We start from the raw sequence: 26,149 nt of genomic DNA on the forward strand, positions 1-26,149 counted from the left end.
GTGTGTTCTGCCAGGAAGAATCTTCAGAAGATATACTATGGATTACTCGGGCATCGTTCACTTGTAAGCAAGGCGTAGTGAGTGCCAGGGGTATCCATGTCTATTAAGGAGTGTAAAAAGTGATGATGCGGTTTTTTATAACAAGCATTATAGCAATCTCACTAGCTCATCCATTAACGGTTTGGAGTCAGACCGCCAGCGAAGCGCCAGCAGTGGATGTATTACAGAACCCATCCCTACATCGTGTCTTTGAATATGTGCCTCAGGATTCCATAGGAATTCTAGTGATACAGACGCCGGAGAGTCTTGATAAGGCCATTATGGAAGTGGCCCAGTCGCTTCCCGATGATGCCCGTCCACCGGTAGGTTCGCATCCCAGCCTAGAGCTCATTGGGACGATGCTTTTAGCTGACCCCAATGTCATTGATCGTTCGAGTCCCGTCATTCTGGCATTTGTTCCGCATCCCAAGCCACAGGGGCAACCACAAACTTTTGTGTCACATCACATGATGCTCATCGCTAAAGCAGCAAAGGGCATCACTCAAACGCCAGCTGCTGGCACACCTGATTCGACTTTGATGCCTTCGCCGAAAGTTCATTTGGTCGATGGCCTGATTATTGTGACAAACTCAATTGCTGCACCTGAGAAACAAAAAGAGATTAATAAGCTGACGGACATGCTGCCCAATGGGCAGATTCGTATTGCGGTTGATTTTCAAACGCTTTGGAAACATTATGGTTTCCCTTTAGGACTATTTGTCACCGGTGCTTTGCAATCCAGTGAAGATTCACAAGGAGCAAACGTGAATCTGGCAGTTCAGTCGTTAAGTGAACAGGCCAAGGACATCACAACAGTCGGCCTGGGCATTGATGTGGGGACCACATCTTCTATCACTCTAGATATGTCGACAACGGTTCATGAACCTGACGTAGAACCCAATAGGAAAATGGCAATGATGGCCAGTCGACTGAGGCATGGCACGGTTTTCGTTGCAGCTGATCAAACGATTTTGAATTGGGCCAAAGCATTAACGTTAACGGCAGCAAAAGAAGCTGAAGAGAAAGATGCTTCTCCGCAAGCAAAGGACCGTATAGCGCGACTCGCAGAGATCGATGCTGCATTGGCTTCCCAGAGCGAGACTGGAGCTGTCATGAGTGTGGAGCTCTATGATCAGGGCATGGGATTTGGTGCCTTTGCCGGTACAAATGCGCCCGAGAAATATATTTCTGAAACGCGTGAGATGCTTCGTCTCTTACAAGATATCCCTGGAATAGAAACAGTAAAAGCAGAAATAGGTGATGGCGACACCATGCGTATGGAGTTTGTATCACAGCCTAATATGCAATCAAAAATGGCTCGTTGGTTTGATACGTATGGAAAACTAGAAGGATCCATACAGCCAGAGGGTGATGATATGGTTGCGATGCGACTCAAATCAGGGCAAGTGCCTGACTTTCAAACAACTCAAATTAATCAATTAGCAGAGATGTTGGGAGGTGCTGACGCTGAGGTTCGACTGGCTTGGGCAGTCAATACACGATCGCTGTTTCAGTGGTCTTTTGGTGTGATGGGAATAGAAACAGATCCAGGTGCGATGGGCGTCGATAGTCATTGGATGCTGGGTACACTTGAGCGGAAGCCATTGATGTGGCAACTCAAAATGCGCTTGCCTGTGCAACAGATCACAGAGGCATTGGTGCAATCAAGAGCGTCAAGGTCGTCTACTGCATCGCCAAAATCAGAAGCAAAAATAAAAACGCCACCGATCCATGAGTCAGTGGAGCAACGTGTCATTCAGCCTCAGGATGCCGATGGCTTGCAACGCGATCTTCTCCAAGCGATTCGCAAATGTGATCAATCGAAAATGAAGCAATTGCTGGCCGCAGGCGCCTCAGCGACCTTGCCTGAACAAAATGGTGCGACGCCATTGATGATTGCAGCAGGTCAGGGCTGTACAGATGCAATTGAATTATTCATTGCAAATGGCGCTCATGTTGATGCCGTTGATTCAGCTGGAATGCCAGCCATGGCATGGGCAGTCAAAAAAGAGGAAGTAGATTCAATTACGGCACTCATCGCAGCCGGCTTTAATGTCAATACTTGTATGGGTACTGAAAATCCGGTGACGCCGTTGGGTCTCGCCACAATCAAGAACAGAGCCTCGGCAGTCAATGCGCTTATAAAATCTGGGGCAGAGATTGATAAGCGCTGTGGTGATGGGCCGACACCACTTCAGCTCTCGACACTACATGCAAAATTTCCTGTGACCTATAGTCTTGTTGAGGCTGGCGCTGATGTATCAGAAAAGTCATCGCGATTTGGACCACCACTCGTACTGGCGGCTCAATCAGGGAGGCAGAAATTAGTGATCACCTGTTTGCTGGCCAATGGTGCGAACGTCAACGCCACTGGGCCGAATGGCCAGACCGCTCTTTTTGAAGCAGCGAAGCGAGGTGATCTTCTTCAAGTCAAGGAATTGCTCAGCCATGGGGCAGATCCATTAATAAAAGATAATGCGGGTCATACCGCATTGTTTGCTGCTGAAAATGAAGGCTGGGGCGCGACATCCACAGTGAAAGCTCGGCATGAGCAAGTGATTGAAGCATTAGAGACCGCTATCAAGCGTCAGTCTGCGACACCAACCGAGTAATCCATGATGTATTTGATTCAATATTTTCTTTTATTCTTTGTTGCCAGTGCCAGTGCCAGTGTTGATGTATCGCCCCCTGCTCGTGAGGGAGCGTTTGCGCCAGGTCTCTTTAGAGATGACGCTGGGGTTGTGCTTGTATGGGCCGAGCCTGGGCATACAACTCAAGAGGTCAACGTAGGAAGCAGTAGTGAGATTTGGGCAATCCGAGGTGCTCGATTTGAAAACAATGTCTGGAGTGAGCCATTTACGGTCAAACAGGCAACCCGCGAATCTCTGTTTTTGAATTGGGCTGATGTCCCTGCCGTGGCTCGCAATAAAGAGAAACAAATTATTGTGACCTGGTTACCGATGGTTGGACAGGGCACGTATGCCTATCACATATTTGCTGCATCTTCGAAAGACGATGGAAAGACATGGCAGCTCTTGGGCCCAATTCATGATGATCATTCTCTCACAGAGCATGGCTTTGTTTCGCTGGTGGCTCAGTCCAATGATCGAGTTCGTGGTTTCTGGCTCGATGGTCGAGAGATGGCTCATAGCAAAGCCACAGACCATGCAGGCGAGCATGATCATGGCGCCGGTGATATGACTTTACGCACGGCGCTTCTTCCAGAAGAAGGGCAGGGCTCCTCAGAATCCATCTTGCTAGATGAACGGGTTTGTGAATGTTGTGGGACTGATGCGGTATCAACGCCGGCAGGATCAGTCGTGGTCTACCGCGATCGAAGCCAAGGGGAAATTCGTGATATTTGTTTCGTGTACCAAGACGAGAAAACCCAAAGTGGTTGGAGCCAACCGGCGCCAGTGCATGTTGATGGTTGGGAGATAGCTGCATGCCCAGTCAATGGACCTGCCATCGACGCTGCCGCTGATGATCTGGTGGTCGCTTGGTACAGCGGTGCTGAGCATCGCCCCGGTGTCCATATATCGTTTGGCACGACCTCATCTTTTAAAGAGCCAATTTCGGTTGATACAGGCTCACTCGGTCGCGTCGATGTGGTCATGCTCGATGGTGGAGACGAGGCGATCGTCAGTAGCATTGTGCAGGTCATAGGTAGCGGGCAATTGCAGCTGCATCGTGTTGGAGTAGACGGTGCTGTCGGAAAACCGTATCACGTGGCCCAAGTTGATGGTGGGCGGCCCAGTGGCTTTCCGAAGATTTGTCGCCTTGGCGACAAGGAGCTGTTTGTTGTTTGGACCAAACCAGCCAAGAAAAAAGGCGGCCCCTTGGGTTTAGGAGCCGCCCGCATTCCGCTGGCTGATATACCTCCAGTCAGCAGCGGTCAGTCATAGAAACCTCTACGAACCTGCCTGTGAAATTGGACGCTGCGTCGGTCCCTTCGGACACACATGTTCACAAGGGCCATACACGTCGTCTTCATCGCCAACCGGACTTTGAATGATCGGTGTTTGTTGGAAGGGGCCTTCGGAGCGTCGCCCTTCGGTAGGCTCAGTGTTTGTGCAGCTCACTTCATCGCATGAATCAAATAGATCTTGTGGGACGCCATTCATGGCAAAGCAGTGCGCCTTACGAACCATCATGCACTGACCATTGGGCAGACAACAAGGCGCATTGACATAAAAGTAATTGCAGTAGAGCGGATCATTCTCGCTTGGATCGGTAATAGCGCAGTCAAGGGCTGCCAGAATAGCGCAGACATCACGAGTGGCGCTGCATCGCACATTCGGGGTGCCAGGAATCACTTCGCAAGGATCGCCAGATTGGCAGGGGAATTGACCATCTTCTGATCCGACTTTATTTCCATTGATCTGTTCATTGATCGGTCCATTGAAAACGCCGCTGACGAACGAATCGACACTTGGTATCAGTGGAAAGATGGTCGTGCCAGCAAAGGTGCCATTAATACGAAGCTCTTTGCCAGTTGGATCCAATTGAATGGGCAGTGCGATAGCGACATTGTGTAATGGTCCGACGCCAAAGCTGACACCATCAAAAGTGATGTCGATTGCGACGACAGCAGCCATATAGCCTTGGCCAGCTTGGTTGATCGTGACCTGATTGCCCTCGCTGGGTTGGAGTGTGATGGCGGTTGATAAGCCGGCGATCGGGCTGCTGAGTGTGATATGAAGTTTGGTTAACGTGGCGGTTTGCACATCGATCAGATCTTTGAAGTTGGCCACTTCAATCACACCGCTGATGTCAAAGTCGAAGGCGCCGAAAGCCTCGCTTGCAGTGAGCCAGCTTGTAGGTTCAATCACATAACCTGTCACAGTCTCAATCCACAGCTGCTTAATCTGCGCTGTTTGGGTGCGGTCTTGGCTCTGCTCGAAGCTATTGCCCAGCTGGTTCAATGGGATCGATGCGTCGTTGACAAGAGCAAGAGGGATCGACTTGATGTAGGAGGCGGTCGCAGTGGTATGAAGGTCAACTTGACCTTGGGGGTCCATGATCAAAATGGGATTCATTGGTACCTGCGGCACGCCAGCAGGGAGTTCGAGTGGAAACACCTCGGGGAGAATCTCCTCAGGTAGATGGCGATCGATCAGCAATGGTCCAAGTAAGGGGAAAAAGTCTTTCCAGAGCTGATCAAAGAGGCCCGTGATGCGCCGCCATTCTTCGTGCTCACAGAGGCAGGTGGTGCATTCAAGCAAGCCAATGACCGCTTGTTGAAATGCGACCAACTGATCACAGGGACTCGTGCCTTCACTGTCACCAGACACCTCAAATCGCTCTCGAAATGCTTCGTCACAGCAGTTGTTCTGTAATGTCCAGAATCGTAGCGCCACCATTTGCACGCTGGTGCAGAGCCCTTGGCTTCCCTTCTTGCACTGACAACCACTTGTCAGTGACAGCACTGCGGCAAAGACGGTCAGCACCAACCACCAGATCACCATTGATCTGGTGGTACGTCGGGTACGGGATCTGGCAAGAGCATTTTGCCTGATCCCATCAATAGCCTGTGAGCCACCAGCGCATTGTTTCTTGAAATGGACGTCCATGGTGATTCCTTTCAACCATTGTTGTGGCACCCAAACCGGCAAGGCGGTGTCGGTCAACCGTGAGACGATGTCTCTTGCAGCTAATCTAGGGCGGTTGTGTTTGTTGGTTGAAAGTCTGATGTAGAAAAAGCGTATTGCTCATTCACACCAGGCGGCGTTCTGGCTGGTTCGCGGCGCAAAGGCAACCAAGGGGGCAGTTCGCAAGAATGAGCGCATAGAAACACCGCCGGTTGCAAGTGATGAACATTTGCAGGTCCGGCGGTGTGTGGGGGGATCAAATGAGAAAGAATATGTTTGCTAGTAGTCGATTACCCCGTAGCAAGCTTCTATCGCGTCAATTGTACCGGCACTTAATACCGCCACTATCGTTAGTCTGCAATCGCTTGCGCAGGGGCCCATACAGGCGTAAGCTTTACAAGCGAAAAGAATCCCAGTGCAAATGAGCGCACATGCGACGCCGCCCCACCAGGTCCATACGAGCGCCAGGCAAAGACCATAGCAAACGCGAGCAGCAACGCCACACGCGAGACACGCAAGCTTGCAGGCGGCTCTACATAACGCGTATGCAACAAGAGCCATAAGAATGCTCCAACCAAAACCTCCGACTGCTGCCCAAACACATTCAATGAACGCCTCCCAGGCTCCATCATCTTCTGATGATCTGAATTCTCCGCCGCTTTCAGAGCCCTTTGAGCCCTCCCAGATTATGAAGTTACCGAGACCATTTTCATTTACATTTACAAGAGGCGAATCACTATCAAAATGAATAGTGCGGCCATTTGTGTCGACGCTGTTTTGTCCGGTGATTGCTGCATTGAACAGTGGCATATAGAGAGCATCGCCAGGCTTGACAAGCTTGCCACCATGAGGCTCCAACACATCATTGAAGATCTCAGTCATATCGATGTTCATCATCGCTTGACGGAAGTCACCGCATCCATCACTTCCAGCAAGGGTCTCATCGAGTGCTTGCACGAAGAGTTGATACTGAAGTGGACTCAGTTGGTTAGGCGTTGATAAGAGGTCTGGGAGTAGCGGAGTAAATTGGCCTGGCCTTTTTTTACTCAAGACGGGTTTTGGCCCTCCTCCCAGAGCATCGATAAGTGTTAAGTCATTAACAATCTCCGTCATTTGGTAATGGAAGTCTAATGAAGCGTCCCCAGGCGAACCGTCTGTAGATAAGCCAGCTAATGTATAGTAGTTGTTGATCATGCTGAAACAGTTGATATAGGCGCCTGTTTCTTCATTGTGAATGGTAACCAAAGCGACAAACATCTCACCCCACCAACTTGGATGATCGGGGATTGGTTCACGTTCACCGACTTCCTCTAAGTAGTGAACGACAAATCTTGTATCGACACGTGCTTCAGGTTCGGTCATATCCTCAACTGCAGTACCTAATGGAATGTGATGTGAGGGTCCGTAGTAGGTTCCACAGGAGTTGATTTCCTCCTGAGGGAAGTACCATGGGTGAGCATGCTCGTCTGCAACAGGACCAAAGAGATGGGTGTGAATTTTCTTGTTAAAGGCAGTGAACTCTTCTACCTCTGAGTCATCTTCTTCCATCAGACTCAGTGCGCTCGCTGACATTGATGACATTATTGTTGTTGTCCCAGGCAATGAAGCCTCCGCACTGGGCAAAAACCAATCTTGCTCAGGCATGACGAGGTTCATGGTCAACATTGCTAACAGAGCAATGTTTCCTTTTTTGACGATTGAATGTGTTTGCATTGCAATATCCCCTTTCTTCGAGGTGGTTGATTTTTCTCAAAAAGAGATATGTCAATCGCTGCTTGACATTGCGCGTAATTCCAGAGATTTCATGAAGTTGGCGTTTGTGGGAGATGCTGCTCAGGTGGGTTGCCTTGATCGCTCGCATCTGAAAAGGGCGGTGGCTTGATTCCGAGGGCTGATATGAACCAGGCAAAAAAAAGCCCGGCGGGCCCAGAGCCGAAGCTCCGGGACCCACCGGTATGGGGGGGGCATATAAATGGCAGGATCGATACGCAGAGGTATCGTTCCTTGTTCAAAATGGGCCATCACACCTGAGCACCTGGCTAGGCAATGGCTCAATAACCATTAGATTTGAATCGTATTGCTGGTTCCTGGGGGCTGGGGAGGAGTGTGGTATTCACCCTCCGGACTCTTCTGTGACTCGATCCTTGTGGAGCCCCCCTCAGCTAAATCCTAAACCAATCTTCGGCCAAGGCAAATCGAATCAGCCAGTCAAAATAGAGATGTTCTTCTGCATGCTCTTAGGACTTGGAGAATGAGCCAGAAAACATCGATCAATGAAGCGCGCAGAGCGATCGAACTCCCATTTTTGGTGCTCTATGGAGGTTTTTGAAGTTGCGATCCTCAAACAGGGGCAATCTGTTGATTTGTGAGGGAGGTGGGCTGTTCGATGCTTTTTTTGGCAAGTAGAGTGATTGTTTGGTTGGTCTTCTAGGAACTCAGTCATCTTTAGGTCATAAGCGACAGTATGAAGACGCCTGTTTGAGGACGTGATTAATCGCCGAAGAAGATTCTTCGAGCCACAGGGGACCAGAATGGCACTCGCTTCCTTCACGGATTGAGCTGAGGGCGTCACCTCAAAACAGGACCCACTCTATGTTTCTAGAAGGGGGAAGGGCTATTGAATTGCAGCCAGGAATTGGTTTTGGGTTCTGAAAAAGCCAAGTGGCTCGCATGGAGCAGTAGTCGCGGCGCAAGCTTTGAATTGCCGTACAGGGAGTCCCCCAGAATGGGGCAACCGAGGCCACCTAATTCTCGAGGCGTTGCAGCATGGACGCGTAGTTGGTGAGAACGCCCCGTAATGGGTTGGAACTCAACGAGCGTATTATTCTCATTACGCTGAAGCACGCGATAGCGGGTTTGGGCTGGACGACCTTCTTCATAGCAAACCTTTTGGCGTGGGCGTTTGGGCCAGTCCACAATCAATGGTAAATCAATCTCCCCACCTTCCTCAGCGATCACTCCCTCGACACGAGCAAGATAGGTTTTTTCAACTTTCCGATCTTGGAACTGCGTCGCGAAGTGCCGATGAGCCAGCGGATTCAATGCCGCAATGATGAGTCCGCTGGTGTCTTGATCGAGACGATGTGGTGAAATAGGGCCGGTGGACTTTGGAAAAGCCTGCTTCACTCGGTACTGAATCGAGTCGATCTTTTCTGGGCCGCGTCCAGGTACAGACAGAAGGCCAGACACCTTCTCGAGAACAGCATATCCAGGCCCAATGTGATGAATACATAACAAAGGTCCTTCCCGTACTGTCGGCGGGGAAAAATCCAAGCTGTTATGGCCTTCAGTCACTGTTTGATACTACCTTTTATGAACTCGATATGCTAAACAAGGCAGCGTAGGTGGATGATCAATCTAAAAGGCATAAGGGGAATCTCGATGCGACTTGTTTGTCAAATAGCAGTGCTGTTTTCATTGGCTTTGGTACTTGGATGTGAGACAACCCCAAAAAATGAAAAAGAGAAAGAAGCACTCGATTCTAGTGTGACGGCCACCATTAAGGAGATGAGCGACAAAGACCCACGGGTTGCTCAGTTCATGGGGACAGCCTATGGCTATGTCTGTTTTCCGACAGTGTCTTACGGTGGGTTAATCGCTGCTGCGGGATCTGGTCAGGGTGAGGTGTACGTTCAAGGCAACTTGGTTGGGTATGCAAGAATATTTCAGGCGTCTGTTGGCGGAAATGTCGGTGGACGCTGGTATTCAGAGATGATCTTCTTTAAGAATGAACAAGCCTTTCAAGATTTTAAGGACGGCAATATTAAATTTCAGGCACATACTGCAGCGGTCGCTGTGACAGCTGGCGGTGGAACGCAAGTTGACTACCAAAAAGGTGTTGCTGTCTTCACGCATGACAAGTTTGGCTTGTCGGCACAAGCATCTATTGGTGGTCAAGAGTTCAAGTTTGAACCCGCCAAGGCAATGCCTGATGCTTAAAGCAGTTTCATGTCACAATCATGTACTCGAGATGAACGACATTCGCGCCGAAGCTCTTAGTGATTTTATGACCCCGAGTCTGCACAGCGACTTAATGAAATGAGCAAAGGGCATTAAGCTGATGGATGGAGTGTCCCTTTTAGGGATTAGTTTGGATTGAGTAAAACGCCATGCTGTTTTAGGCCTCGGCGAATTTGTTCACAGGTTGGCTTTTTGGGATCAATTTGTACGGCCTCCCAGCCAGCAACATGAGCAGCAACAATATTGTTGCGATCATCATCGAAAAAAAGGATGTCATTGGCACGTCGACCTAGTTTTCGTTGCATTGTTTCGTAGATAGAAGGTTGAGGCTTCGCCAGACCTAAGAGATGCGATGCTTCACATCGATCAAGTAAAGAGACGTTGGGATAGTTGATAAGTAAGTTCCAATGCGCGTCATTCGTATTTGATAAGCAGCACGTCTCATAGCCTGCCTCCTTTATTTCTTGTATCAGCTCAGTGGTGCCTTGATAGGGGCCTCGAAGCCAAGCGGCATGTGCTAGCTCAATTTCCGATGGGCGGTATGCTCCCTCAAGGAGAAGGCTCAAACGATCGTAATACTCTATTGAGGAGAGTTGGCCTGTTTGGTGTTCATTGATAAGTTGTGCGTGTGCCGTATGGAACTCGTTGGTGATCGCAATGTCACGCGCTGGCAGGCCTGCATAGGCAATCGCTTCTTCAATAGATGCACTCAGTCTTACGAGCACACCGCCGAGATCAAAACAGATAAGAGGTGAGTGAGCCATTGTCTTGTTTCTTCAGTTGGCCATCGATGGCAACAGTTAAGGAAAATAGGTTGGTGGCGGCAGCCATGGGCTGGCTTTGATCGCCTCGGTGTACTGAAATCTAGGTCGGCCCTCTTTCCTAGCAGAGTCCATCAGTAAAAGAGGTTCAACAGATTGCTTTATGGTAGCTTCAGTGGCCTGCTATGCTGAAATAAAGCAAGTGGCATGTATCGGCTGATGATCTACAGCCACCGAGAGCCGGGGTCGATTATTATTCCAAGTTAGCAGAGGTCTTTCGCAGATAAAACGAGCACGGGCCGGTGTGCTAAAAAGGCATAGGCAGAGAAGGCGAGCATTGGACTTAGATCGATCGAAGACAATTTTAGTGAGTCACCCTCGAAGTGGGCTTAATTGGCTGAGATATTGCATTGAGTTCTTTAGCCACCAGCGAACGCCGGGGTTGGCAAGATTGCAATCAACAGGCGAGCCGATTATCTATCGCACACACGATGTACGAAAGACGGAAGGCCCCGATAGCTGTGACTGTATGTTTTACGAGGAGGGGCGGCACTCCAGAGTTGTACGTCAAGCGATGGGACTGGTTGGTCATCGTTTCCAGCCAATCTTCAGCCGGATGATTCTGGTTCTTCGTGACTACAAAGAAAATGCTGTTCGTAGTCAGTGGAGTCTGTCTCGTTACATGAGCAATGTGTTGGCCTATGATCGTTTTGATGGTGAGAAGCAAGTGATTTACTACGAAGACTTGCGAAACGACATGTGGCCAGTCAAGAAGATCCTTGAGTTCCTTGAGATAGAGTTTGATCTATCTTCTTTTGATGAAGAGAAGCACCGGGCAGCTTCATTGAATCTTTACGATGTGCGTGGTATCGGGCGTAGTCCCGCCTTGCCAAAGCTCAGTGCTGATAAACAGCGAACCATAGAGAAATATCTTAAGCGTAAGCTAGGCGATGGATTTGAGAGAAACCTCGGGCGATATGTAGAACGCTCATGAAAGCCATAAAAAAACTAAAAGCGATCAGCCAAATTGACCCATCCAAGGTCATTCTCGTAAGCCATCCAAGAAGTGGCTTGAATTGGTTGCGCTACTGTATCGAGCACTTTAGTGGGCAGCGAACACCTGGCCCTGTACGTATCTTTGAAAAAGGCGATCCGATTGTCTATCGGACGCATGACGTGCGAAAGACTGACGGGCCCAATGATTGTGACTGTGCTTTCTATAAGGAGAGCCAGCTGCCGAAATTCATCCGCCAGGGTCTGAGTCTCGTTGGTTATCGCTTTCATCCAATCTTTAGTCGAATGGTACTGGTGATTCGAGATTATAAGGCCAACGCTGTTCGGAGTGAGTGGACGCTATCGCGATACATGGTGAACGTGCAGGCGTACAATCAATTTCAGGGTGAGAAGTGTGTGCTTTACTACGAGGACATGCAGGCGGATGTGCGTGCTGTCGGGCCGGTACTTGATTTGATGGGTATTGATCACAGCATCGATTCATTCGACGTCGAGTTTCATCGACAGCAATCACTCAAACTCTATGATCAACGGGATATTGGCAGAAGTAAATCGACCCCGAATCTTGAAGAGGGGCAACAGCAGGAAATTGAAACGTACCTACGGCGAAAACTGGGGCCGGCATTTGATCGATATTTAGCTCGGTATGCCTCGTGATCGATCTGAAAGAACAAGGCGCTGCTGTTTGATCGTTCTGTATGGTGAAGCGAAGGCGCTCTCGGGGTCGTTGATTGCATTAAGAAAACCTTGGTTTGACGAGATGCAGGCTACTAAAATCCTGAGTCACGGAAATTTGATTCGATTCCAGGCGTCCTTATGGTATTGTGACTCAACGACTTATGATCAATCAAAGGAATGACGGTCATTTGCACATCTGCAGAGGTGTTTTTGGCGTAGTTATTGATAGGGGATGGGCGTTTAAAAATGCGAGGGCATTTTTATCAATCAAGGAAAAACGACGGCAGATTCATTGGATTGAGATGATTCTAAACAGGAGTGCAAGATGCTGATGACCTTACTAAAACACAGGAGCGCTGTTGTTTCAACATGCGGCGTTATTGGGCTATTGGTCTTCGTTCCCTTGGCAACTGCAGATGATCCGCCAACGACTGAGCGCGTCTACTACGACGGTCTTGATGAAGAGGGCAACCTTGTTGGGGGCTTTGTGGAAATGGCAATGCAGCCAATGACAGAGCATCGTAGGCATGGATTCCGATCAATGTTTGGTGGGCCAGTTGTCACGACTGTGATTGACAATGGGGATCCTCTCAATCGTATTGATGCTGTATTTGTCGGCGATGGCTACCAGGCATCAGATTTATCCGCTTATAACAGCCACTGTCAGGCTGGTATTGATCTCTTCTTCTCAACAGAGCCTCTTGCTTCTTATGCCGGGCTATTCAACGTGCATCGAGTTGATGTGATCTCAAATGAATCAGGTGTTGATAATGATCCTACAGAGGGTATCGATCGTGATACCGCGCTCGATATGAGATTCTGGTGTGGAGGAACCGAGCGACTCTTATGTGTCAATACAACATTAGCTTGGAACTTCGCAAACTATGCGCCCGATGCAGATCAGATTTTAGCGGTAGCGAACTCTACGAAGTATGGAGGCGCCGGCTATTCTTCATCTGAGATAGGCACCTATGCTGGTGGTAATGGTGCAGCTGCTCAAGTAGCGCTGCACGAATTGGGTCATAGCCTTGGTAATCTCGCAGACGAATATAGTTACGGTGGCAGCGAAACGTATAGTGGTGGGGAACCTTCTGCTCGCAACGTCTCGATCTATGATGCGAGTGAAATGCAAGCGAACACGACAAAGTGGCACCAGTGGCTCAATTACAATGAGGGTGGTTGGGATGGTCCAGTTGGCACATTTGAGGGTGCGAGCTACTCAGAATTTGGCATTTTTCGTCCCAGTAATAATTCATTGATGAGAAGTCTGAATCGTCCCTTTAATCTCCCTTCAGGAGAAGGGCTGATCATCGAGCTCTACAAAATTGTCGATCCGATTGATGATGCCACGCCACTCTCACCTCCACTGGTTGGTGATGAGCTGATCTTTGTAGATCCAGTAGATCCGGGTGGGAGCACACTTGATATCCAATGGTCCATTGATGGTGTAGAAATCGCAGGGGCTACCGGGGAGACATTTGACCTTGCGGACTTTGATCTTGCAACTGGGGATCATTCCATTTCTGTCAAAGTTGTGGACAACACACCATGGGTTCGCGATGAGGCCGCCCGAGCTTCCTACCTGAGTCAGACACGTACCTGGGAGATTGATAGGCCAGAAGAACCCTGTGTTGGTGATATCAATGGAGATCTCACTGTAGACCTGGCAGACTTTAGTGTTTTTCTTTTGAATTACGGACTTGAGAGTGGGGGGCCGTCAGATCTCAACAATGATCTGGTTGTTGATCTGGCAGATTTCTCTTTATTGCTAGTCAACTATGGCAGAGTCTGTTCCGAATAGATCAGGGTATATGTAAAAAAGAGACAGGCTCTCCCTGGAAGAATCTAGGGAGAGTCTTTTTTATGGTGCTCTCAATGACGTGCTCATAAATGGTCTTGAACGCCTCAATGGCCTCTTCTAAGTTTCCGTAGCTCGTATTTAAAAAAAATATCGTGTCAATGTTTATTGCCCCTCGCCTCGAGCGATGCCGCGTTGATTGATAAGTCGCATACATATTTTCTGGCGATCGCCCTAATAAAGGAAATGGTGTTTTATTGATTTATAGCCCTTGATTTACAGACGATCTGCTGCCCTCCCTCTCAGCTTGCGATTCATTCAAATAAATCCCATTGGCTAGCTTTTGAAAAAAGCCTTGTTGTCTTTCGTAGATAATTTGAATTTTTAAGTTGGTAATGAGGGTGCGAATTACAAAACGTACTACTTATTAAAGAAAGCAAAAGGAGAATGTCTCATGATAAAACGACTATCTCTATGCGTAGCAAGTCTTGTTTGTGCAATGAGTGCACAGACGACTTATGCTCATGAAATCGGAATGAAATTTAACGAGGTTGTTCACACGAGTGATGCAGCTTTTGTTGGTCGTGTGAGTTCGATTACAAGCGTTCCACATCCGTCAGGTTTTATTTCAACAAAAATAGTTTTTGATGAAGTTTCTGAAGTGTTATCTCGCCCCTCGTCACGTGCTCAGTTGGGGCAAACAGTGACGATCGAAATGGGTGGGGGCACAGCAGGCAAGGTATCGCTGAGCATGTGTTGCTCGCCGGAGTTTAAGATTGGGGAAGAGTATTTAATTCTCAGTCAACTCGATGGTGGAAAATACTTAAACCCATTCTCAGGTGGCCGGCAAGGCATCTTCCGTATTGCCTATGACGATCGTGGTACTGCATATCCACTCACCTACGGATTTCAGGGAATCGAAAAAGTTGGCGACAAAAAGCTACATCTGACTTCTCAGGTCATCTCACTTCGTGATGGTGTCCCTGAATACAATATCGTTTCTCGAAATCTCAATACGCAATCACCAGTCGAAGTGAACGGTAATGGTGCATCGAAGACACGACTTGACTCAACACCAAGGCAGCTCGTCACACTTAATGAATTGGTTGAGTCTATTGGTCAAATCGCTCAAAGAAAGACGCCAACTGACGTTGAAAAACGGTCGGGGCAACGCCCAGCTTTTCAGGCGCCTCGGCGAATCGGTCAGCGAATGACTGAGAAACCTGTTTTTGATCAGACGGAACGGCTAGAGAGAGGGACCATTTGCTTTTGTGGTGATGTAGATGATGCAATCACTATGGAGCAAGTGCCCACAGCATGGACCGCATGGGGTCAAAATAACAACCTCATGTACCGCTTTAATCAGCACACAGACATCTTCACCTACACGGCTTCTGATGGTACTTGGGGAAATAATTGGGACGATGAGTTCTGCGGTTGGCCAACAAGCGGTCAAATTGCAAATCAATACCAGAGCGGATGGTCCTGGGGTGCTTCAGTCATTGCAGTGTGTTGGACGTCAGATTTTTGTAGCTGTTGTGAAATCCGTGAAGCTGACATTATGCATAACCCCGCATTTTCCTGGCGTTATGACCTCGATGATGTGATCGGTACCAGCAATATTCTCTATCGGCCAACAACACGTCATGAACTTGGGCATGCAGTCGGGCTTGAACGAAGAGCTTGCGGTGCAGAGACCTATAGCTACAACCAACCTTGCTCAATGACAGCTCATTGGTCTGGTAGTGTCGTAGAAGATGGCAGAGGTATGCACGCCCTTGATGTGTTAGCTTTACGAAATCTTTATATTGACGAAGCCATTGAGGATGTCGGCGTTGAGTCCTACTACGCATCGGGTGGTTTGATCAGTTCAACGTTGAGTGACACCAATCTTGAGCCAGGAGATACCTTCAATATCGAGAATGTGACCGTCGAAAATGTTTCAACGAATTCACAGAGTGGTATTCGCGTCAGAGTTTACTTGTCAGAGAACAAATACATCTCTGAGTATGATTATGAACTAGCAGACTTCTCTTTTTCAAACTTTTCAGCAGCGACATTTTGGACTGGTGATTTGACGAGTATTAAAATTCCTGATTCATCGTCAACATCGATACCAGGTGGTACTTACTATGTTGGACTGATCGCGACACTCGATGGCACTAGCTATTGGTGGGATGATTGCTCTGTCAATAATTCAACATATATTCCTACACAAATTACAGTCGGTGATTATGTTCCGAGCTGGACTCCAGGTATCGCTATCCCTTTAGATTTTACATGGCTGTACTATGCACTTCATATAAACAACTCAAACTCTGAGGATAACAGTGGGCAAGCTTGTGGCGGTGAATTCACAGGCGGTATTTGGTACCGATTTTTCGCAAAACATTCTGGACGCCTTAATCTAGCCATGAAGAATGATCAAGAAGAAGGTGGTGGAACAGGCAACAATGAAGGCGATAGGTTTGCGGGTAGCTCTTGTAATGACGCTATTGAAGTGTACGCAGGATTTCCCGATACTGGATCTCAGCCGATCGCTCAGGGATGCCGAACATGTGAAGCACCAGTGGTCGCTTCTATTCAAAAAGGCCAAGAGTACTATGTTCGCATAGGTGGAATCGATGGTGCTGAAATCAATGGCGTGCTCAGCTTCGATCTTGAGCCTTTTGATTTGATTGGTGACAAGCCAGATCTTGCAATTCCTGCTGGTCATGAACCCATTGTTGGTGATATGAATGGTTTTTCTTCTTCGACTGGCGCTGTTTGTACGCAAACGGATGTGATTGATGTGTGGTATCGCTATACAGCACCTGCTTCAGGTGACATTCGGGCATCAACATGTTCTCCAGCAACTCGTATTGATACGACGCTCGCAATTTATGATCGTGACGGCAATCAAGTTCTTGCCTGTAATGATGATGATGAATGTGGAATCTCGGAATCTCAGCAGTCCTCTACAGTCGTTTGGAGTGCTGAAGCAGGACAAGAGTTTTTAGTCCGTGTTGGTGGTCCTGATTTGATGCGAGGCACCTTTGGTTTGAGCATCGAAGCCGCACCCAATACGCCAAGCAATACTGCCTGTGGTGGTGCGATTTCTGCCTCTACTAATAATCGAATGCCATTTTCAACATGGGGTGCTCCATCGCCCGGCCAAGTTTTTGAATGCGATAACAACCGCATTGGCTGTGGCGTTTGGGTTAAGTGGGGTGCCTCCGAAACAGGTACCGTTGCGATTGGTACTTCTGAAGACATTGGTGGATCAGCCACATTTGATGCGGCCCTTGCTATCTTCGATTCATGTGAAGAAAACATGAAACCAGTTGCATGTAGTATGGATGCTTCCAATACTGGGCAGCCCATTGCTCTTCTCAATGTAGAAGCTGGTGATGTTTACTTTATCTATGTTGGATCGGATGTAGATGCTGGGTGCTTAGAAGGCAACGGAATGCTGTCAATGGAGTATCAAGAGCAAGAGTTGTGTGTTGGCGATGCGACTGGAGATAGAACTGTTGATCTTGATGATTTCAGCGAATTGCTTATACAGTTCGGGTCCACTGGTGAAAGCTCAGCCGACTTTAATGGCGATCTCGTTGTTGATCTCGAAGACTTTAGTCTTCTTCTTGTGAACTACGGAAACACCTGCTCGTAGGCAATCTAGAAATCTTGTCTTTCAAGGGGCTCTCTCGAATGATTCGGGAGAGCCCTTTTTTTAAAAAAGAGATCATGCCCATAAAGCACCCAATACAGATTGGCAGTCCGGGGTGATAGATCTAAGTGAATAATTCAGGGCTTGTATCGCGTTCTAGGCAAGCAAAAAAGGGGGCACAAAAAGGGGGATTAAATTTTGGCTTCTTGGTGAGGGTTTTTGGTTTATTACTCCAAGGTAAGTCTGCTAGAGTTGAGGTCGGTGAGAGCCGAGTGGGGGTAGAAATCTACTTCCTCATTGATCAATGTGACTACCTACACACATAAGGGAGTGGAGGGCTATGAGAACTATTATCGCTTTGTGCGTTTGTGTCATTGGGAGCCTTTTTATAAAGGAATCGACCCTGGCACATGAAATTGGCTTGGGTTTTAACCAAGTGGTGCATACGAGTGATGCAGTGTTCGTTGGGCGCGTGGCTTCGATAAATGGCACAGCGAACAAGAGCGGTTTTATCTCGACTGAAATAGTTTTTGAGCAGGTGTCGCCGATCGTAGCGCGTTCGAGTGCACAAGCATATATTGGCGAAAAAGTGAAGATTCGCTTTGGTGGTGGAACCGCTGGCGGTGTTTCGTTGAGTATGTGTTGCGCGCCAAAGTTTGAAATAGGTCAGGAGTACCTCATATTTTCACAGTTAGATGATGGCCAGTACTTAAATCCATTTTCAGGTGGTCGTCAGGGCGTGTTTCCAATTGCATACGATCGTGGCGGAAATGCGTATCCATTGACGTATGGGTATCAAGGAATAGATCGCATTTCGAGAACACGCCTTCATCTGACGGCACCAGTGATCTCGCTTCGTGATGGTGTTCCCGAGTACAGAATGGTTTCTGAGCACATGCATACACAAGCACCATTTGAGCTTGATGGTAATGGTGTTGCCCAGACACATGTAGAGCCAACTCCACGAAAACTAGTGACCCTTCAGGAAATGGTCGTCGCAATCAGTGAGATTGCTCAGCAGCAAACGCCAGTTCAAGTTGAAAAACGTTCTGGAAAACGACCGAAATTTGGCAAGGCTCAGCGCCTGAATCAACAGCGTCCTGTCGGCTCTGTGTTTGATCGTGCGGATCGAATGAATCAAGGCATTATCTGTTATTGCGGAGATGTTGGTAGCAATATAACAATGGAACAGGTCCCGGAGTCTTGGACTTCGTGGGCGCAAAACAACAACATTATGTACCGTTTCAATCAGCAAGTAGATGTCTTTACTTACTCTGATGATGATGGTGGATGGGACAGCAACTTCGAAGATGAGTTCTGTGGTTGGGCAACAAGTGCTCAAGTCGCGAGTGCCTATGGTAGTGGTTGGTCATGGGGTGCCTCAGCAATTGCTGTCTGCTGGACAACAGATGCTTGTGGCTGTTGCAATATTGCTGAAGCTGACATTATGCATAATCCCGCATTTTCCTGGCGTTATGACCTCGATGATGTGATCGGCACCAGCAATATTCTCTATCGGCCAACAACGCGTCACGAACTCGGGCACGCGTTGGGCCTGGAACGTGGTAACTGTGCCGCAGAAACCTATGCCTATAACCAACCCTGCTCAATGACCGCTCATTGGTCGGGGAGTGTTGTAGAAGATGGAAGGGGTTTACATGCTCTGGATGTTTTGGCATTGCGAGCGTTGTATCCAGATGAGTCTATTGAAGATGTAGGTGTTGAGTCTTACTACGCATCGACTAACTTATTAACTGCCACACTAAGTGCAACGCTATTCGACCCCGGTGATTCATTTGATATTGACAACATAACCGTTGAGAATCTATCAAGTAATTCACAAAGTAGTATTCGGGTGCGCGTGTATTTATCTTCTAATAAAAATATCACCGAATCTGATTACGAGATAGCCGAGTTTAGTTTTGGCACGATCAATCCCGGAAAATATTGGACGGGCGACCTCAACGGAATAACGATTCCAAATACTTCATCAACAGCGATTCCTGGTGGTACTTACTATGTTGGCTTAATTGCGACATTAGATGGTGACGACTACTGGTGGGATGAATGTTCGGTTAACAACGCGACCTATATTCCAACTCAAATAACAGTTGGCGATTATGTTCCTAGCTACACGCCAGGTCTTGCAGTACTGATTAATTTTGATTGGTTATACGCTAGATATCATGTCAACAATGCTAATTCGCCAGGCAATGGTGGGGATGCTTGTGGAGAGGAATTGACTGGTAGTGTTTGGCACTATTTTGTTGCTCCTCATGCCGGGAAATTATCACTTTCCAATCAAAATGATGAAGGTGAAAGTGATGAATCAAATAATAACTTCGGCGCAAACTTTGCAGGCAATCTTTGTAACGATGTCATCGAGGTTTATGAAGGATTCCCAGATATTGGTTCCAGCCCTATTGGCCAAGGGTGTCGATCGTGTGAAGAGCCAGTGGTCGCATATGTTGCACAGGGGCAGACATACTACGTTCGAATCGGTGGTATCAATGGCGCTCCAGTCAATGGAATCTTCAATCTGGAAATCGAACCTTATGAGACAATTGGTGATCGACCCGATTTAGCGCGTCCAATTGTGCACGAGCCAATGTTTGGAAATCTCGAGGGGTTGACGACCACATTTGGACCTGTTTGCGCACAGTCAGATATTATCGATGCGTGGTATCGGTATGAGGCGCCTGCTCATGGACTCGTTCGTGCGTCAACCTGTGATCCAGGAACTCAGATTGATACAACAATTGCAGTGTTTAATACTCAGGTAAGCCAGCTGTTTGCTTGTAATGACAATACCCAATGTAGCTACTCAGGTTCTGAAAAGGCTTCCACTGCGATTTGGGGGGCCGAAGCGGGGCAGGTATTTCTGATTCGGGTTGCTGGTACACCCGGCGCACTTGGCGCATTCACACTCAATGTTGAGCCAGTTGCAGATCAGGCCAGTAATACGACTTGCCAAGGTGCTTTTTCAGCGGGTAGCGATCACAAAGTTCCATTTTCTACCTGGGGTGCAGCCGTGCCGGGTGATCTTGTTTCGTGCGAGGGGAATCGCGTTGGCTGCGGGGTGTGGATCAAGTGGGCCTCGCCAGAATCTGGAAGGGTTGCCATTGGCACATCTGTTGACATCGGCGGTTCTTCTTCTATCGATGCAGCGCTGGCCATCTTTGATGCCTGTGGTACCAGTAAGGATCCAGTTGCATGTAGTATTGACGCTTCAAATACTGGGCAACCAATCGCCTATCTCGACGTGATTCAAGGTGATAGTTACTTCATCTACATCGGGTCAGATTTTGACATGGGTTGTCTTGATGGAAGCGGCATACTTTCAATTGAATATCAAGAGCAGGAGATCTGCGTTGGTGATGCCACTGGAGACAGTATTGTGAATCTTGACGATTTTAGTCAGCTACTTATTGAGTATGGTGCGACTGGTGAGAGCTCAGCTGACTTCAACGGTGATTTGGTGGTTGATCTCGAAGACTTTAGCCTGCTTCTTATAAACTATGGCAATATCTGCCCGAGTTAAAATCTTTCACTATTGTAGAATTTTTCTGCAAACAAGTAAGCCCGTCTTGACATTACTTAAGGCGGGTTCTTTACTTTCGGAGCGAGCCAAGGGATCAATACTGAGTCGCGGATCGGCACTATAGTGTTTGAATACCATGACCTTTTCGTGGGGTCAAAGGAGTTTAAAACGTGATTCATCAATTCATGAAGATCACCGTCTTCGCCGGTGCATTCGTCACCATGGCATGCGCTATGGTTGGATGCAGTTCCAGCGGTTCGATCGATCCGGCAATGTTGCAGGCCGAAGCACGCCCGCCGCAGTGGCCGGTCGGATGGACCCCTGACACCGGCCGTGAACGTCCCGACAATGTTCCAACCATCGCCATGGATGCCAATGGTTGGGCGAAAACGACGGTCACTCCGGTGATTATCGATACGCGAAAATTCCCAAAGCAGCGCCAGGCTCACGAAACCGATCCGGGCCCCGGCGTCCGTCCCGGCACGCTGCTCCGCGCCCACAAGCGAGACAAGACGCTTCCCCCGGGCCCCCGACTGGATCTCCCGCTTGGTCGGTTGCTAGAAGAGCCGCGCGTCGATGCAGCTCCGAATTTCCCGGCGATTTCCGCCACGGTCTGGACGCCGCCCGATCCAACGCTTGCGGTCGGACCCGATCACATCGTCGCGACGGTGAACATGGCGATCGCCTTCTATGACCGTGATGGCAACGAACAGTTCTATGCCAACCTCGACAGCACGGGTAGTCCCGGTTTCTTCGAGACAGTCGGTTCGGGCGATTTCTGCTTCGATCCCAAGTGCTTCTACGATCCATACAGCGAACGATTCTTTGTGCTTGCCCTTGAGTTCTACGACTCGAGTGGTGAATCATGGATCACCGTCGCGGTGTCCGATGACAGTGACCCCAACGGCGTCTGGTACAAGTACCGCACTTGGGCCGTCTTGACGATCGAAGGCTCCGACTACTGGGTCGACTACCCGGGGCTTGGATTCAACGAAGACACTTTCTACACCACCAACAACCTCTTCCTGCTGTCCGGCAGTGGGCCGGGTTTCCGCGGAGCGATGTATCGATTGTTCCCGAAGGCGCCCATGCTCGTCGGTGACCCGGTGACATGGACCGATGTCAACGATACGAGCTCAGCGTCCGTGCAGTGTGCGCAGATATACGATGCACCTCCAGGAACGCCGCCGTTCTTCGTCTCCGGTGATTCCAGTTCGTCCATGAAGATTCAGGCCATCCGTTCCGAGGGTGGTCAACCGGATCTGCGTTCCGCATCCGTGGCCATACCCGGTCATGACGGCGGCCCTCCCGGTGCGGTGAACCCCGGTGGCTCCATCAATGCGCTTGACGGTCGGCTGATGAACGTCAATTGGCGAAATGGCCAGCTCTACACTGCGCATGCCATCGAATCAGGCAACCGTTCCGAGTCCCGCTGGTATCACTTCGACACCGGCAATTGGCCCGGCGTCAGCGGCAATCCGCCGTCGCCCACGCTCGTCCAAAGCGGCGCCATCGATTTCCCGGAGGGACAGCACTCGTTCTATCCCGCCATCGCATCCAACAAGTACGACGATGTCGGACTGGTGATCGGCTACTGCCGGAGCGACCTCAATCCCAACGTGCAGGTCACGGGTCGAATGAAGACCGACTCCGCCGGTTCGATGGGATCACCGGTGATCGTGGTTGAAAGTCCTTCCGGAGCCGACGGTCGATGGGGTGATTACTTTGATCTGACGGTCGACCCGCTTGATGACACCACGTTCTGGTACATTGGCGAGTGGGCGTCCAATGGTGGTTGGCAGACCTGGATCGGAAGCTTCGAAGTGACCGAACCGAGATGTGACGGAGACGCCAATGGCGACAACATTGTCAATCTTGACGATTTTAGCCAGCTACTTATTCAATATGGTACGACCGGTGAGAGCACAGCTGACTTCAACGGAGATCTTGTAGTCGATCTCGAAGACTTTACGCTGCTTCTTATAAACTATGGGAATGTCTGCTCGAATTGAGATATGTCACTATCGTTGAATTGATCTGCAAACAAGTAAGCCCGTCTTGACATGACTCAAGGCGGGCTTTTTCTATAGGGAATGAAGTGAGCAAGACTCAGTCACTCATAATCAACTGAGAGTGGCTATGGGTCCATTTCAGCACTGTACATAGAAGAGGGCAGGAATCGGCTAAAAGATAGAGAACAAGAGTGGTTGACTTCGGTAGGGGCGGGTACTATCACCGAGACGTCAAAAAAGGAACCATGAATGATCATTTCCTTCTTCATTTTACAATTTGTACTGGTGTTTATTGGCATAGCCCTTATTGCTGCTGGTGTTCGGGGCCGCTTGAAGCTTGGAGATCCAAGGTGCGTCAAGTGTTCATACGATCTGCGTACTTTCGGAGAACGTCCAACGAAATGTTCTGAATGCGGCGCTGATCTTACGGTGCCTGGCTCGGTTTGTTACGCGGAGAGAGATCGAAAACCGGTGTTGGCTTATGTTGGGGCGATACTCATCATCATTGGAATTGTGGTGCCATTGGTACTCATTCTCGTTATGACCTTAGGTGCACCGACTCTGGCGCCGACGATGCCGCAAAGAGTAGACGCAAAAGAAGCTGCCATGATGAGCGATGATCAGCTTATTGGATCGATCAGTACAAATTTTAACAACCCGAAGTTGTGGAATGAAATTCAGATAAGAACAGTTAATAGCAACCTATCAGAGGAAGAAATTACAACTGTTGTAGAAGAAATCATACAGCACATCCAACGAAGCAAAAGCGACGATCGAATTGTCGGTCTCTCTCGCATAGAGCCGTTTGTTAAGCTCATTATTGCAGACAAACTGATTTCAGAATCTTCGCTCGAATCGCTTCTCTTCTCGGTTTACCCTAATGAGGTAGAAATTCCCAAGCTGGGTCGCGTTGAGCAATCTCAATATACACTTGGATTAGACATTAAAAATCCGCGCCAGCGTAGACGCTTTGACATAGAAACGGTGTTAGTGATACGTAGCGTCAAGATCGAAGGTCAAGAACAGTCGATCCAGCATGGTGGTCAAAGCCACTACATTGGAAGTACTCAGGATGGTAAGTTCATTTCATTATTTCCGGGTGATCCATTGGTGAAGATTAGTTTGCCCGAGCTAGAGGTTGGAAACCATGATGTCGTTATTGATTTAGAGTGGGCTGCTTTTGCACCAGATGCGATCAAAGATCTTCCAGTGCTTTGGCGCCAGTATCCCGAGAAGTGGCCAGAGCCCTTGCATCGTCAGCAAAGGGTGTTCGAGAGAAAGTTAGAAATCGTTCCTGAGGGTTCACTTCCTCTCAATTTGATCGATGATCCTGATCTGAAAGATGCCATCAGCTCTGCGATTATGGTGACCGGTGTGACCATCATGCCAGCACTTGGCCATGATGGCTTGGTCGCACGCGTCGGCCTCGCACACGGTATTGTCCCTCACTTAGATTATGCATTTGAAGTGGAGTTGGAAGTCGAAGGGTTTCCAGTTGTCAACTCAAAAATGAGCAGTTACCTAACCGGTATTACCGACGGTGAAAAATCAATCGAGCCAGAATTTCTAGGGCTGCATAATTGGACAAATGAATTCAAGCTGCCTGCATCTGCAACGGGTCAGGAACAAATCAACATTCACCTGATTCCTGTCACCAATAATGTGGCGGACTGGATAAACGATAACGGCGGACAAGTACTGTCATCGCAAGTGGACCAGTTGTGGCCAGAAGAAATTATTTTTAGGGATGTACCAAAGCGAATCGTTGAAAACGATCGGGAGTAGTCAAGTTACTTGATCCTTCGCTCGCTTGCGTAAATCTGGGAAGACATCCCCTAAAAAGAAGACCACAATAAAGAGGCAGATACCGACGGCAAAGGTAAGTAGGCACCACATGGGCCACGCTGTCTGAGAAACAAGTAATATTCCGAAAAATGAAAAGACAGCGCTAATAACGACAAACAGGGAACTCACGCCTGCATTGGCAACCCCGCCTGCATCGGGAAAGGCGCTGAGACACAGCGAAAAGAGGTTTGGCCAGATCGTTGATGCGAGAAAGAAAATGATGCCAGCTGGCAATGCAAGCCACCAAATCGAAAATGCGCCACTGAGATCGAGAAAAATCATGATGATACTGATGCTGCATGCGATGACACCACAGACAATGATTGTGGCAAATGTCGGAAGATAAGCGCTGAGTAGACGATTCGACAGACTGCCAAGTAACCAAAGGCAACCCATCACTAATTGTAAGTGGCCATAAACGATCGGCGTGTATTGCATATCTGTGATGACATAAAAGGGCGCAAGAACTTCAAAACCGTAGAGCACTGTAATTAAGCTACCCATCGCCAGAGCTGAGAATAGGTAGACACGATGTCTTATCATTTGTCCAAACGGTTTAAATGATGCAAGTAGTTTTGATGATTGAGTACGTGGGTGTGTCTCAGGCATAATGAAAAAAACCACAAGCAGAACAAGCACTCCCCAGCCAGCAATAAACCAAAAAGTGCTTGTCCAACCAAACCAATCTTGCAGATAGCCTCCGAGACCTGGAGAGAGAACCGGGCCCGCCGCCCAACTAATCGTCATCCAGTTTGCGGCCTTTGCTCGTTCTTTACCTTTGTAGCAATCGACCACAATAGATCTGGCACCGACGGCAGAAGAAGCCGCGCCGATTCCCTGGATAAATCGAAGTGCCAGTACCATCCAAATCGCATCAGATAGAGTGATGGCAATGGCTGCCAGAATGAACAAAACGGTGCCAAGCAAAATCGGCTTGCGGCGACCAAAGTGATCAGTCACTGGGCCCATTAAAAATTGCGAGATGCCGTAGCCCGCCATGTAAACCACAATGCTGGATTGCACTGCAGTTTCGCTGGTCTTGAAATGCTCAGCCATTGCTGGAAGCGATGGTAAGAGGATGTCAATTCCTGCACCGCCCAGCGGCAAAGCCACCATCATTGAGAAGAAGGCACGACGACGAGCACCATCGGATAGCGAGGTAATTTGTGGTGTCTGGCCTTGATGATCAGGCTTCGGCATGCCGCTATCTCACTGTGAATCAGATTCCCTGTCAACTATCGGAGATAGGAAGCTACCAGGG

At 48.7% G+C, this 26,149-nt stretch carries 15 protein-coding genes; 10 read left to right on the forward strand and 5 right to left on the reverse strand.

Annotated features, from left to right (window positions below; all coding sequences use genetic code 11):
* Positions 1 to 122: 122 nt before the first annotated feature.
* Positions 123 to 2,651, forward strand: coding sequence for an ankyrin repeat domain-containing protein (locus P8J86_07890; GenBank protein MDG2054613.1), 2,529 nt, complete (start codon positions 123 to 125; stop codon positions 2,649 to 2,651).
* A gap of 3 nt (positions 2,652 to 2,654) precedes the next feature.
* The gene (locus P8J86_07895) at positions 2,655 to 3,944 is read left to right on the forward strand and encodes a hypothetical protein (protein MDG2054614.1); all 1,290 of its coding nucleotides are present in this window, start codon (positions 2,655 to 2,657) and stop codon (positions 3,942 to 3,944) included.
* Positions 3,945 to 3,950: 6 nt separating this feature from the next.
* On the opposite strand, the gene P8J86_07900 is transcribed toward P8J86_07895, so the two are convergent.
* The 3 genes from P8J86_07900 to P8J86_07910 all read right to left on the reverse strand — a co-directional run bounded on the left by P8J86_07900 (position 3,951) and on the right by P8J86_07910 (position 8,867).
* Positions 3,951 to 5,612, reverse strand: a complete 1,662-nt coding sequence (locus P8J86_07900) for a hypothetical protein (GenBank protein MDG2054615.1) — start codon at positions 5,610 to 5,612, stop codon at positions 3,951 to 3,953.
* A 297-nt stretch (positions 5,613 to 5,909) separates the two neighbouring features.
* Positions 5,910 to 7,343 carry a hypothetical protein gene (locus P8J86_07905; protein ID MDG2054616.1) on the reverse strand — a complete coding sequence of 478 codons (1,434 nt, stop codon included), beginning with the start codon at positions 7,341 to 7,343 and terminating at the stop codon, positions 5,910 to 5,912.
* A gap of 885 nt (positions 7,344 to 8,228) precedes the next feature.
* Complete coding sequence (locus P8J86_07910) at positions 8,229 to 8,867, reverse strand: RluA family pseudouridine synthase (protein MDG2054617.1); 639 nt, start codon at positions 8,865 to 8,867, stop codon at positions 8,229 to 8,231.
* Positions 8,868 to 9,011: 144 nt separating this feature from the next.
* Here P8J86_07910 and P8J86_07915 point away from each other — a divergent pair, with 144 nt between their 5' ends.
* Positions 9,012 to 9,569: a hypothetical protein gene (locus P8J86_07915; GenBank protein MDG2054618.1), complete on the forward strand. Its 558-nt coding sequence runs from the start codon at positions 9,012 to 9,014 to the stop codon at positions 9,567 to 9,569.
* 146 nt (positions 9,570 to 9,715) lie between these two features.
* On the opposite strand, the gene P8J86_07920 is transcribed toward P8J86_07915, so the two are convergent.
* Positions 9,716 to 10,354, reverse strand: a complete 639-nt coding sequence (locus tag P8J86_07920) for an HAD-IA family hydrolase (protein MDG2054619.1) — start codon at positions 10,352 to 10,354, stop codon at positions 9,716 to 9,718.
* Between the two features lie 364 nt (positions 10,355 to 10,718).
* Here P8J86_07920 and P8J86_07925 point away from each other — a divergent pair, with 364 nt between their 5' ends.
* The 7 genes from P8J86_07925 (at position 10,719) to P8J86_07955 (ending at position 24,828) form a co-directional block, all read left to right on the forward strand.
* Positions 10,719 to 11,345, forward strand: coding sequence for a hypothetical protein (locus P8J86_07925; protein ID MDG2054620.1), 627 nt, complete (start codon positions 10,719 to 10,721; stop codon positions 11,343 to 11,345).
* The gene (locus tag P8J86_07930) at positions 11,342 to 12,022 is read left to right on the forward strand and encodes a hypothetical protein (GenBank protein MDG2054621.1); all 681 of its coding nucleotides are present in this window, start codon (positions 11,342 to 11,344) and stop codon (positions 12,020 to 12,022) included. The genes P8J86_07925 and P8J86_07930 overlap by 4 nt, the downstream gene beginning before the upstream one ends.
* A 346-nt stretch (positions 12,023 to 12,368) precedes the next feature.
* Entirely contained in the window at positions 12,369 to 13,844 is a 1,476-nt protein-coding gene (locus P8J86_07935; GenBank protein MDG2054622.1) for a M64 family metallopeptidase, read from the forward strand.
* A 451-nt stretch (positions 13,845 to 14,295) separates the two neighbouring features.
* Positions 14,296 to 17,493 (forward strand): hypothetical protein, encoded by a 3,198-nt coding sequence (locus tag P8J86_07940; protein MDG2054623.1) that lies wholly within the window; start codon positions 14,296 to 14,298, stop codon positions 17,491 to 17,493.
* A 337-nt stretch (positions 17,494 to 17,830) separates the two neighbouring features.
* Entirely contained in the window at positions 17,831 to 21,031 is a 3,201-nt protein-coding gene (locus P8J86_07945) for a hypothetical protein (protein MDG2054624.1), read from the forward strand.
* A gap of 170 nt (positions 21,032 to 21,201) precedes the next feature.
* The gene (locus P8J86_07950; GenBank protein MDG2054625.1) at positions 21,202 to 23,043 is read left to right on the forward strand and encodes a hypothetical protein; all 1,842 of its coding nucleotides are present in this window, start codon (positions 21,202 to 21,204) and stop codon (positions 23,041 to 23,043) included.
* Positions 23,044 to 23,292: 249 nt separating this feature from the next.
* Entirely contained in the window at positions 23,293 to 24,828 is a 1,536-nt protein-coding gene (locus P8J86_07955) for a hypothetical protein (protein MDG2054626.1), read from the forward strand.
* Here the strand turns inward: P8J86_07955 and P8J86_07960 are convergent, their stop codons facing one another.
* Positions 24,829 to 26,088 (reverse strand): multidrug effflux MFS transporter, encoded by a 1,260-nt coding sequence (locus tag P8J86_07960; GenBank protein MDG2054627.1) that lies wholly within the window; start codon positions 26,086 to 26,088, stop codon positions 24,829 to 24,831.
* Between the last annotated feature and the right edge of the window lie 61 nt (positions 26,089 to 26,149).

Source organism: Phycisphaerales bacterium (genome assembly GCA_029268515.1).
In the GTDB taxonomy this organism is placed as follows: Bacteria; Planctomycetota; Phycisphaerae; order Phycisphaerales; family SM1A02; genus JAQWNP01.

What these genes read in the sequence shown, in the direction of transcription:
- P8J86_07920 (MDG2054619.1), bottom strand. Translation starts at nt 10,354, where the DNA reads ATGGCTCACTCACCTCTTATCTGTTTTGATCTCGGCGGTGTGCTCGTA.
- P8J86_07895 (MDG2054614.1), top strand. Translation starts at nt 2,655, where the DNA reads ATGATGTATTTGATTCAATATTTTCTTTTATTCTTTGTTGCCAGTGCC.
- P8J86_07945 (MDG2054624.1), top strand. Translation starts at nt 17,831, where the DNA reads ATGAGAACTATTATCGCTTTGTGCGTTTGTGTCATTGGGAGCCTTTTT.
- P8J86_07960 (MDG2054627.1), bottom strand. Translation starts at nt 26,088, where the DNA reads ATGCCGAAGCCTGATCATCAAGGCCAGACACCACAAATTACCTCGCTA.
- P8J86_07935 (MDG2054622.1), top strand. Translation starts at nt 12,369, where the DNA reads ATGCTGATGACCTTACTAAAACACAGGAGCGCTGTTGTTTCAACATGC.
- P8J86_07930 (MDG2054621.1), top strand. Translation starts at nt 11,342, where the DNA reads ATGAAAGCCATAAAAAAACTAAAAGCGATCAGCCAAATTGACCCATCC.
- P8J86_07905 (MDG2054616.1), bottom strand. Translation starts at nt 7,343, where the DNA reads ATGCAAACACATTCAATCGTCAAAAAAGGAAACATTGCTCTGTTAGCA.
- P8J86_07940 (MDG2054623.1), top strand. Translation starts at nt 14,296, where the DNA reads ATGATAAAACGACTATCTCTATGCGTAGCAAGTCTTGTTTGTGCAATG.
- P8J86_07890 (MDG2054613.1), top strand. Translation starts at nt 123, where the DNA reads ATGATGCGGTTTTTTATAACAAGCATTATAGCAATCTCACTAGCTCAT.
- P8J86_07955 (MDG2054626.1), top strand. Translation starts at nt 23,293, where the DNA reads ATGATCATTTCCTTCTTCATTTTACAATTTGTACTGGTGTTTATTGGC.
- P8J86_07915 (MDG2054618.1), top strand. Translation starts at nt 9,012, where the DNA reads ATGCGACTTGTTTGTCAAATAGCAGTGCTGTTTTCATTGGCTTTGGTA.
- P8J86_07900 (MDG2054615.1), bottom strand. Translation starts at nt 5,612, where the DNA reads ATGGACGTCCATTTCAAGAAACAATGCGCTGGTGGCTCACAGGCTATT.